This is a genomic window from Streptomyces sp. NPDC054840 (assembly GCF_053611065.1).
Map to the genome: position 1 here is coordinate 1 of NZ_JBSGZP010000403.1, position 6,823 is coordinate 6,823.

Genomic DNA, 6,823 nt, shown 5'->3' on the forward strand with positions numbered 1-6,823 from the left:
GTTCTAGAACGCGTTCTAGGTGCCGGCCGGTGAGGGAATGTATAACGCACACCCCCACACTTGGGAAGGCTCTTGACTTCACGTCAGATTCGCTGTGTGTGCGGCGTGTTCCGCGCCTGCGGGGAAGCGGGGCCATACCCTGCCCACGTGGAGGAAATGCCTGTTGACCATCGTGAGGTCCGCGCCCTGCGCGTCCTGCTGGAGCCGCCGAATCCGGCCCTGGCGCTCCAGCTCGGACTCCAGCCGGACATCGAGGTCGTCCGGGACCCCGTGGCCCGGCCCGCGGTGGCCCTGGTGGAGGAGCTCGCGGCCGTGACCGCCCTGCTGGCCGACGATCCGGAGTGCCGGGTGCTGGTCCTGACGGGCTCGGCGCACCCCGGCCTCGCGGAGGCCGCCCTCGCCGCCGGAGCGGTGGGACTGGTGCTGCGGGACGGCCGGGTCGAGGACCTGGCGGACAGTATCCGGCGGGCCTCTCGGGGTGAGACGGTGGTGGACCCGGCCCTGGGGTGAACCCTTTGGGATCAGGGTGAATCCTTTTGCGGGGCCCGTGCCTCTTATGCATGTGCCGACGCCAAGGTCGGCACCTGACCTGGAGGTTGTCATGATCGCTGTTGTCGCCGGGGCCGTCGCACTGCTACTGCTCTGCACGTGCACCGTCCTCGTGGTGCGCCGACGGGCCCGCTCCCGTGGCTGAGTGGACCTGGCCCGCCGAACCGCTGATCGCCGCGGCGCGGGGCGGGGACGTCGATTCGCTGACCGCGCTGGTCTCCGGCTCGCACCCGAACGTCCGCAGGTTCGCGTACTCGTTGTGCGCCTCGCCCGAGGACGCCGAGGACGCGGCCCAGGAAGCGCTGATCATCCTCTACCGGAAGATCGGGATGCTGCGCGCCTCCGGCGCCCTGGCCTCGTGGATGTTCCGCATCGTCCGCAACGAGTGCCTGCGCCGGACCCGGCTGATGCCGCGGGAGCGCGCGCCGCTGCCGGACTCCGAGGTGATGTCGGCCGAGGAGGAGGTGCTGCAACGCCTGGAGGCGGCCCGGGTGGCGCGGGCGGTCGCCGCCCTCCCCGAGGACCAGCGGCGCGTGCTGATCATGCGGGACATCCAGGGCTACAGCGGCCGCATGGCCGCCGACGCGCTCGGCATCGGCACCGCCGCGATGAAATCGCGGCTGCACCGGGCCCGCGCGACCCTTCAGGACACCCTGCGAACCGCCCCCGGAGGCGATCATGAAGACCACTGACGGCCTCGACTTCGCCAGCTCCTCCCTGCCCCGACACCTGGTCCGCGGCGCGATCGGCCTCGGCGCCCTGGCCGGCTCCGTCGCCCTCCTCCCGCTCTACGGCCCGATCACCCTGGCGCTCGCCCCGGTCGGCCTGCTGGCGCTGCGCGGCTGCCCGATGTGCTGGGCGATCGGACTGGCCCAGACGCTTTCCCGGGGCCGCCTGCGGCGGGAGTGCACGGACGGCCGCTGCGAACTGAAGGCGGCACCCCACTGATCCCGGCCTCCGGGCGGGGCGAGGGCCGCTACGAGCCGTCGCCGGCCTGCTCGTGCCCGAAGGCGGCGAGGAGCTCGTTCTCGCCCGGGGCGGTGAACAGCCGCTTGGGCAGCACCACGAGACACGTCCGGCGGCGCGAGCGGCCCACGAACACGTGCAGCCGGGGCGTCTCGTGGTAGTAGCGCATCTCGTCCCACACGATCCGCTGCGACTCCTCGCCCCGGAACACCTCGATGCCCGTACCGTCCACCACGACCCGCTTCTCCTCGGCGGCCCTGCCGCTGCGGAAGCCCCGGGCCACCGCCCACCGCGGCAGCACCAGCAGCGCGACGAGGCCGTACGCCACCGCGATCCCGAGGGGGACGGGGTGCAGGGTGAGACCGTCCGGGGACAGCGTCACGCCCGCCGAGGCGAGGAGGACCGTACCGAGGGCGGCCACCACCCGGCCCCGCCGGAACAGCCCCGCCGCCCTGGCGGCCTCGTCGTACTCGTCCCTGGTCACGCTGCCGGTGGCACCGAAGGTAGCCTCACGTATCTCGCTCACGGGGGCGGAGCCTAACGCTCCGCCCCCGCGGCCGAAAAGCGCGTTCCTATCAGCGCCGCAGGAGGGTCACGACCGCCGCGCCGCCCAGCCCGATGTTGTGCGCCAGCCCCACCCGTGCCCTCGCGACCTGCCGCGGCCCGGCCTCGCCCCGCAGCTGCCAGACCAGCTCCGCCGCCTGCGCCAGCCCGGTCGCCCCCAGCGGATGTCCCTTGGAGATCAGCCCGCCGGAGGGGTTCACGACCCACCGCCCGCCGTAGGTGGTCGCGCCCGACTCCACCAGCTTCCCGGCGGCGCCGTCCCCGCACATGCCCAGCGCCTCGTACGTCAGCAGCTCGTTGATCGAGAAGCAGTCGTGCAGCTCCACCACGTCCACGTCCTCGATGCCGAGTCCCGAGGCCTCGTAAGCCTGCCGGGCCGCGGCCGCCGTCATCGGCTTGCCGACCACGTCGATGCAGGAGCCCGAGGCGAAGGAGGCCTCGGTGTCCGTCGTCATCGCCTGGCCGACGATCTCCACGGCTTTGTCGTGCAGCCCGTGCCGCACCAGGAACCGCTCGGACACCACCAGCGCCGCCGCCGCGCCGTCCGAGGTCGGCGAGCACTGGAGCTTCGTCAGCGGCGCGTGGATCTCCTTCGCCGCCAGGACCTCCTCGACCGAGTACACGTCCTGGAACTGCGCGTGCGGATTGTCCGCCGAATGCCGGTGGTTCTTCGCGCCGACCGCCGCGAGCTGCGCGGCCGTGGTCCCGTACCGCTCCATGTGCTCGCGCGCCGCGTTGCCGAAGATCTGCGCCGTGGGCGGGGACATCTCGAAGCCGTGGCCGGCGGCCATGATCCCGTAGTGCCGGGCCACCGGCGAGGTCGTGAAGGATTCATCAGCGGCTCCGCCGCCGGCGCCCCCGCCCAGCGCGCCGCGCTTCATCTTCTCGAAGCCGAGCGCCAGCACACAGTCACTGATCCCGCCCTGCACGAACTGCCGCGCCATCATCAGGGCCGTCGAGCCCGTCGCGCAGTTGTTGTTGACGTTGTAGACCGGCACCCCAGAGAGCCCCAGCTCGTACGCCGCCCGCTGGCCGGCGGTGGAGGCCTGGAAGCAGTAGCCCACCGGGACCTGCTCGACCAGTCCGTACTCCACGCCCGCGTCAGCGAGCGCCGCCGACCCGGCCTCCTTCACCATGTCCCAGTACTGCCAGTCCCGGGACTCCGGCTTCTCGAACTTCGTCATGCCGACGCCCACGATGTACGACTTCATGCCCGACAACTCCTAGTCCCTGGGAAGGCCGAGGATCCGCTCGGCGACGACGTTGAGCTGGACCTGTGTGGTGCCCCCGGCGATGGTCAGGCAGCGGGACATGAGCATCCCGTGCACCGCCCGCTCCCCCGCCCCCTCCCGCACCGCGCCCGCCGGTCCCAGCAGTTCGAGCGCGAGCTCGGCGGTCCGCTGCTGGTGCGGGGTCTGGACGAGCTTGCGTACGGAGGCGCCCGCGCCCGGCTCCAGCCCCGACACCTGCTGGAGCGTGGTGCGCAGCCCGATGCAGGCCAGCGCGTGCGCCTCGGCGGCGAGTGCGCCGATCCGCGCCCGGTACGTGCCGTCGAGGTCGGCGGCGCGCGCGAGGAGCGCCTCCAGGCCGGTGTCGAAGGTCATCTGGTCGGCCATGTGGACGCGTTCGTTGCCGAGGGTGTTGCGGGCCACCTGCCAGCCGCCGTCGGCCGCGCCCACCAGCGCGTCCGCCGGGAGGACCACGTCGTCGAAGTACACCTCGTTGAAGAGCGCCTCGCCGGTGATCTCCTTCAGCGGCCGGATGTCGATGCCGGGGGTGTTCTTCATGTCGACGACGAAGTAGCCGAGCCCCTTGTGCTTCGGCGCGGCCGGGTCGGTGCGGGCCAGCAGGATGCCGTGGTCGGCGCTGTGCGCGGAACTCGTCCACACCTTCTGGCCGTTGACCCTCCAGGAGCCGTCCTCCCGCCGCTCCGCCCGGGTCCGCAGCGAGGCCAGGTCGGAGCCCGCGCCCGGCTCCGAGAAGAGCTGGCACCAGGTGACGTCGCCGCGCAGGGTCGGCAGGAGGTAGGTCTCCCGCTGCGCCGGGGTCCCGTAGGCGAGCAGCGAGGGCACCACCCAGGTGGCGATCCCGAGGTCGGCGAGCTTGACCCCGGCCGCGACCAGCTCCTGCTGGACGACGAGCTGTTCGACGGGGCCCGCGCCGATCCCGTAGGGCGACGGCAGGTAGGGGGCCGCGTAGCCGGTGGGGGCCAGGATGCGGCGAGTGGCGGCCGGGTCGAGCCCGCGCGCGTCCTCGATGGCGGTACGGGCCTTCGCGCGGTACGTCTCGGCCTCCGCCGGGAGTTCCAGGCGCAGTTCGCGCCGGGCACCGCCCGCCGCGCACCGCACGGCCCGTACGCGATGCCCGTCGCCGGGCCCGAGCAGCTGGCGGGCCACGAGCGCCCGCCGCAGGTAGATGTGGGCGTCGTGCTCCCAGGTGAAGCCGATTCCGCCGAGGAGCTGGATGCAGTCCTTGGCGCAGGAGTAGGCGGCGTCCAGGGCTGTCCCGGCGGCGAGGGCGGCCACCAGCGAGCGCACGTCGGCGGGTTCGTCCATGGCCTGCGCGGCGTCCCAGGCCAGCGCCCGGGCCTGTTCCAGCCGGACGAGCATGTCGGCGCACAGGTGCTTGACGCCCTGGAACTGCCCGATGGGCCGGCCGAACTGTTCGCGCACCTTCGCGTACTCGGCGGCCGTGTGGAGCGCCCAGGCGGCGGTGCCGCAGGCGTCGGCGGCGAAGAGCGTGCAGGCCAGGTCGCGGACCAGGGCCGCGTCCAGGGCCAGCAGCCGGTCCGGGGCGGTGGCGACGCCGCGCGCCCGCACCTCGGCGGTGGGGCGGGTGGGGTCGGCGCTCTCGTGCGTCCGGATGTCCAGTGCGGCGGCGTCCACGGCGAACCAGCGGGTGCCGTGCGCGGCCTCGGCGGCGAGCAGCACCAGGTCGGCCTCACCACCGCCGAGGACGGGCGGGGCGAGTCCGTCGAGCAGGTACCCGCCGCCTTCGACGGCGACGGCGGTCAGGGTCCCGGGCCCGAGGGCGACCGCCCCGACCCGGCCGAAGAGCGGCTCGGCGCCGGCCCGCTGCAGCAGTACGGAGGCCAGCGCGCTCGGCAGGTACGCCCCGGGCAGCGCGGCCCGGGCGGCCTCCTCGACGACGACGGCCAGGTCGAGCAGGGTGCCGCCGTCCAGGTGCGGTTCGAGCAGCCCCTGCTCGGTCAGCGCGTCCCAGTAGGAGGGCCGCGCCCCGGTCCGGGGTGGGGTGTCGAGCAGCTTGCGGACCTCCTCGGGAGGGACGGCGCGCGCGATCCAGCCGCGCACCGCCTCGGCCAACTCGCGCTGCTCGTGCGTGATTGCGATGCCCATGCGCGGCAGACTAGAACACGTTCCAATCCGACGGAAGGTCAGATGAGGGGCGAGTCGGGGACCGGAACCGGCACCGGAAGGGGCGGCGTCCCCCGATGGGCAAGATCGATCACCGCTTCGAAGGAGTCCGGAATGACCGGCACGGCCACCCGATACCTCTACCTCGTCCGGCACGGCGAGGCGTCACCGGACGAGAGCGAGCTCACCGAGGCCGGCCGCCGTCAGGCCGTACTGCTCGGCAAGCGCCTCCGGGGCATCCCCTTCACGGCCGTCCACCACGGCCCGCTGCCCCGGGCGCGGCAGACGGCATGCCTGATCGGCGACCAGCTGACCGAGGTCCCCGTGCGCCTTTCGGAAGCCGCCGGCGACTATGTCCCCTACCTGCCGGAAAGGAGTGAACTTCCGCCGGAGTCGGCCGACTTCTACCTTCGCTTCCTCGACGGCGCCTCCGCCGAGGAGCGCGAGAACGGACCCGGGCTGGCCCGTCGGGCAATGGACCTGTTCACCGGGCCGGTGGACGGCGAAGTGGACCGGCACGAACTGGTCGTCACCCACAACTTCCTGGTCGCCTGGCTCGTCCGGGACGCCATGTACGCGCCGAAATGGCGCTGGCTCGGACTCAACCACGGCAATGCCGCCCTGACGGTCATCCGGTACGCGCCCGATCGGCCCGCCTCCGTCCTCGTCTCCAACGACATGCGGCACCTTCCGGCCGAACTGCGCTGGACCGGTTTCCCGCCCGAGTTGCACATCTGAGACACACCCGGCAGGAGAGCCCGACGATCCTACTTCATTTCAACTCGCGCTTTTATGGGCGCTGTTGAGTACGTATGGACTGTTCACTATAGTCGGCATGGACACGGCTGGTCTGGATCCGGGCGTGCCGCATTCGGGAACAAATCCCCTTCGCGGCACCCGATTCGACGCCGGCGAGAACACCACCACGTAGGGGGATGAACCATGCGCATGAAGCGGACCCTGGCACTTCTGGTCGCCTCAGCTGCTGTGACACTCGGAATGGCCACACCGGCCAGCGCGTACGCATGCAACACCGGGTTTTTCTGTCTCTACTACAACTCCAACCAGGCCGGCGCCCGATGGTTCACGGACGGCAACGTCCCCAATCTCGCGGGGGAAATATTCACCACGTGGGCCAATGGCGAGGGCGAGCCGGTGAAGAACAACGCGGCTTCGACCCAGAACGCCTCGAACTACTGCTACCGGGTCTACTACAACTCGAACTACGCCGGCCCGTACGACACCGTTCAGGCTCACACGTCCCGGAACCTTGTGAACACGTACAACAACAACGCTTCCGTCCGCGACCTGATCTGCTGACCATCGGCACCTAGACCGGCGAAGGGTGTTCCGCAGCCACGATTCACGGC

8 protein-coding genes are annotated in these 6,823 nt (G+C 71.7%); 5 read left to right on the top strand and 3 right to left on the bottom strand.

What is annotated here, in order from left to right:
- Positions 1 to 156: 156 nt before the first annotated feature.
- The 3 genes from ACWGIU_RS25075 to ACWGIU_RS25085 all read left to right on the top strand — a co-directional run bounded on the left by ACWGIU_RS25075 (position 157) and on the right by ACWGIU_RS25085 (position 1,497).
- Positions 157 to 510, top strand: a complete 354-nt coding sequence (locus ACWGIU_RS25075; protein ID WP_453709313.1) for a DNA-binding response regulator — start codon at positions 157 to 159, stop codon at positions 508 to 510.
- 176 nt (positions 511 to 686) lie between these two features.
- Positions 687 to 1,241 carry an RNA polymerase sigma factor gene (locus ACWGIU_RS25080; RefSeq protein WP_453709301.1) on the top strand — a complete coding sequence of 185 codons (555 nt, stop codon included), beginning with the start codon at positions 687 to 689 and terminating at the stop codon, positions 1,239 to 1,241.
- Positions 1,228 to 1,497: a hypothetical protein gene (locus ACWGIU_RS25085; protein ID WP_453709303.1), complete on the top strand. Its 270-nt coding sequence runs from the start codon at positions 1,228 to 1,230 to the stop codon at positions 1,495 to 1,497. Before ACWGIU_RS25080 ends, ACWGIU_RS25085 begins: the two co-directional genes overlap by 14 nt.
- 28 nt (positions 1,498 to 1,525) lie before the next feature.
- Here the strand turns inward: ACWGIU_RS25085 and ACWGIU_RS25090 are convergent, their stop codons facing one another.
- The 3 genes from ACWGIU_RS25090 to ACWGIU_RS25100 are packed head-to-tail and all read right to left on the bottom strand — an operon-like array spanning position 1,526 to position 5,435.
- Positions 1,526 to 2,041 carry a YcxB family protein gene (locus ACWGIU_RS25090; protein ID WP_453709305.1) on the bottom strand — a complete coding sequence of 172 codons (516 nt, stop codon included), beginning with the start codon at positions 2,039 to 2,041 and terminating at the stop codon, positions 1,526 to 1,528.
- 49 nt (positions 2,042 to 2,090) lie between these two features.
- Complete coding sequence (locus tag ACWGIU_RS25095) at positions 2,091 to 3,290, bottom strand: thiolase C-terminal domain-containing protein (protein WP_453709307.1); 1,200 nt, start codon at positions 3,288 to 3,290, stop codon at positions 2,091 to 2,093.
- A 12-nt stretch (positions 3,291 to 3,302) separates the two neighbouring features.
- Complete coding sequence (locus ACWGIU_RS25100) at positions 3,303 to 5,435, bottom strand: acyl-CoA dehydrogenase (protein ID WP_453709309.1); 2,133 nt, start codon at positions 5,433 to 5,435, stop codon at positions 3,303 to 3,305.
- Between the two features lie 132 nt (positions 5,436 to 5,567).
- On the opposite strand from ACWGIU_RS25100, the gene ACWGIU_RS25105 reads away from it, so the two are divergent.
- A complete protein-coding gene (locus ACWGIU_RS25105) occupies positions 5,568 to 6,191 on the top strand; it encodes a histidine phosphatase family protein (RefSeq protein WP_453709310.1) in 624 nt (207 codons plus the stop codon).
- 204 nt (positions 6,192 to 6,395) lie between these two features.
- Positions 6,396 to 6,773, top strand: coding sequence for a peptidase inhibitor family I36 protein (locus ACWGIU_RS25110; protein WP_453709312.1), 378 nt, complete (start codon positions 6,396 to 6,398; stop codon positions 6,771 to 6,773).
- Positions 6,774 to 6,823 lie beyond the last annotated feature (50 nt).